1 protein-coding gene is annotated in these 3,059 nt (G+C 71.8%); it reads left to right on the plus strand.

From position 1 onward, the window contains the following. Positions 1–3,059, plus strand: a 3,059-nt coding sequence (locus NQU54_RS48230) for an SDR family NAD(P)-dependent oxidoreductase (RefSeq protein WP_257636601.1), incomplete at both ends; no start/stop codon positions are given.

Below are 3,059 nucleotides of genomic sequence, written 5' to 3' on the forward strand. Positions count from 1 at the left end.
TGCTGTTGTCGCGGGGGCGCTGTCTTTGGAGGACGGCGCCAAGGTCGTGGCCCTGCGCAGCAAGGCACTGCGGCGGCTGGCCGGAGGCGGGGCGATGGCCTCGCTGGGGGTGGGTCAGGAGCGGGTGGGCCAGCTGTTCTCCAGTCTGGGGGATCAGGCCGCTGGTGTAGGCGTGGCAGCCGTCAACGGGCCTTCCTCCACGGTGATTTCGGGCCCGCCCGAGCAGGTGGCCGCTGTCGTAGCCGCATGCACGGAGGCGGGGGAGCGGGCGCGCCTGATCGAGGTGGATTATGCCTCGCATGGCCCTCAAGTGGATGCAATCCGGGATGAGTTGAATGAGGTTCTGGCCGGGGTCCGTCCGCTTTCGGGTGGTGCGGATGAGGTGGCGTTCTACTCGGCGGTCACCGGTGGCCGGACCGATACCTCTGCCCTGGATACGGGCTATTGGGTGCGGAATCTGCGGGAGCGGGTGCGGTTCGCCGATGCCGTCGAGGCGTTGCTGGCGGACGGCCACCGGGTGTTCATCGAGGCCAGCACCCATCCCGTGCTGACCCTCGGAATGGAGGAGACGTTCGAGCAGGTGGATGTGGACGCGGTCGCCGTGCCCACACTGCGCCGCGATCACGGTGGCCAGGCTCAGCTCCTCCACTCGCTCGCCCAGGCGTTCATCGCCGGAACCGACGTCGACTGGAGGTCCGCGTTCCCGGCCGACCCCACCCCTCGTACGGTCGATCTGCCCACGTACGCCTTCCAGCACCAGCGGTACTGGATGAACGCCTCCGGTGCGGCCAGTGACCCCAGCGGCCTCGGTCTGGTGGCGGCGGATCATCCGTTGCTGGGCGCCGCCGTGGAGCTGGCCGATGGCAGCACCCATCTGCTCACCGGGCGTATCGCGGCCGCTGGCGGTGGCGGCGGCAGTGGCGGCTGGCTCGGCGAACACATCGTGGCGAACGCCGTCCTGGCCCCGGGCGCGGCGCTCGTGGAGTGGGCGTTGCGGGCGGCCGACGAGGTGGGCTGTGGTGGGGTCGAGGAGTTGACACTTCAAGTCCCGTTGGTGCTACCGGAGTCGGGTGGGCTGCGTGTCCAGGTGGTGGTGGGTGCCGCGGCGGAGGACGGGCGGCGCGATGTGCGGATCTACTCCCGTCCGGACGGCGAGGCGGACTCGGGCGTTGCCGATGTGGGCTGGGTGTGCCACGCCGAAGGGGTGCTGAGCCCGGCATCCGAGGGCGTGGGCCAGTCGGCCGAGGGACTCGGCGGAACATGGCCTCCGGCGAGTGCGCAACCGGTGGATCTGGAGGGGTTCTACGAGCGTTCCGCGGCGGCGGGGTATGCGTATGGGCCGTCGTTCCAGGGCGTGCGCGCCGTGTGGCGGGACGGTGCGGATCTGCTGGCCGAGGCGGCGCTGCCCGAGGCGGCCGGGGACGCGGACGGGTTCGGCATCCATCCGGCACTGCTCGACGCGGCCCTGCATCCGGCCCTGCTGCTCGACACCGGGTTCGACGAGGATCGGGATGGTGGCCAGGTGCGGCTGCCGTTCGCCTGGAACGGAGTGTCGTTGTGGGCCGCCGGAGCCAGCACCGTACGCGTTCGGCTGTCCCCGCATCGGGACGGCGCCGAGGGTGAGCGTGGGCTGCGGCTGGTGGTGGCCGATGCCGTGGGCGCCCCCGTTCTGACGGTTGACTCCCTGGTGACGCGACCGGCGGCCGTAGAGCAGTTGCGGGCAGCTGCGGCCCGTGGCGCCGACGGTCTGTTCGTCCTGGACTGGACCCCACTGGCGCGGCCGATGGGTACTGACGGACCGCTGGCCGATCGCGACGGCTGGGCGGTACTGGCTGCCGAGGGCGCGTATCCGGATCTGGACGCCTTTCTCGCGGGGCTCGATGGCGGGGAGGCGGGCCCGGCCGTGGTTCTCGCCGGGTTCCCGCGTCCGGACGCCGACGCCGTGGCCGACATGGCGATTGCCGGTCTGGCGATGGCACAGCGAGCCCTGGAGCTCGTGCAGAAGTGGCTTGCCGAGCCGCGGCTTGCCGACGCCCGGCTGGTGGTGGTGACGCGTGGCGCGGTTGCCGTCGCCGACACCGAGGGCGCTGTGGATGTGGCCGCCGCAGCGCTCTGGGGTCTCCTGCGGAGCGCTCAGGCGGAGAACCCGGGACGTTTCCTTCTGCTCGACCTCGACCTCGGCTCCGATGTAGACCTGGACGTAGATCGAGACCTCAACCTTCACCTGCGGGACGCCATCACACAGGCGGTGGACCTGGATGAGCCGCAGTTGGCCGTGCGGGATGGGCAGGCACGGGTGCCACGGCTGATCCGTGCCTCCGCCGGCAGCGGTCCGGAGGGGCGGGAGGGCACCCCGGCCGCGCTCGATCCTGACGGCACCGTGCTGGTCACGGGCGGCACCGGCACCCTGGGCGGCCTGGTGGCCGAACATCTGGTGCGCACCTGGCAGGTCGGCCATCTGCTCCTGGTGAGCCGTCGCGGGCCGGATGCCCCGGGGGCCCGCGATCTGGCCGCCCGTCTGGAGGGGCTGGGCGCGCGGGTGCGGATCGCCGCCGTGGACGTCACGGATGCGTCGGCGGTGGCCGATCTTGTGGCGGGGGTCGATGCCGAACACCCGCTGACCGGTGTCATCCATGCCACGGGGCTGCTCGACGACGCGGTGCTGACCTCGCAGACACCCGAGCGATTGGCCCGGGTGTGGGCGGCCAAGGCGACGGGCGCGGCACATCTTCACACCGCCACCGCCGATCTTCCGCTGGCCCTGTTCGCGATGTTCTCATCCGCCGCCGGGGTCCTGGGCAGCCCGGGGCAGGCCAACTACGCTGCGGCGAACGCCTTTTGTGACACCCTCGCCGCCCACCGTCAGGCCCACGGCCTCCCAGGGCTGTCGGTGGCTTGGGGCCTGTGGGCCCAGTCCAGTGAGATGACCGGGAAGCTGGCCACGACGGACCGGGCCCGGATGTCCCGCTCGGGCATCGCCGCGATGTCCAGCGAGAAGGCGCTGAGCCTGCTCGACGCCGCCTGCGCGCAGGGCGGCCCCCTGTGTGTCGCCGCCACCA

This window comes from Streptomyces malaysiensis subsp. samsunensis (genome assembly GCF_024519315.1).
In the GTDB taxonomy this organism is placed as follows: Bacteria; Actinomycetota; Actinomycetes; order Streptomycetales; family Streptomycetaceae; genus Streptomyces; species Streptomyces malaysiensis.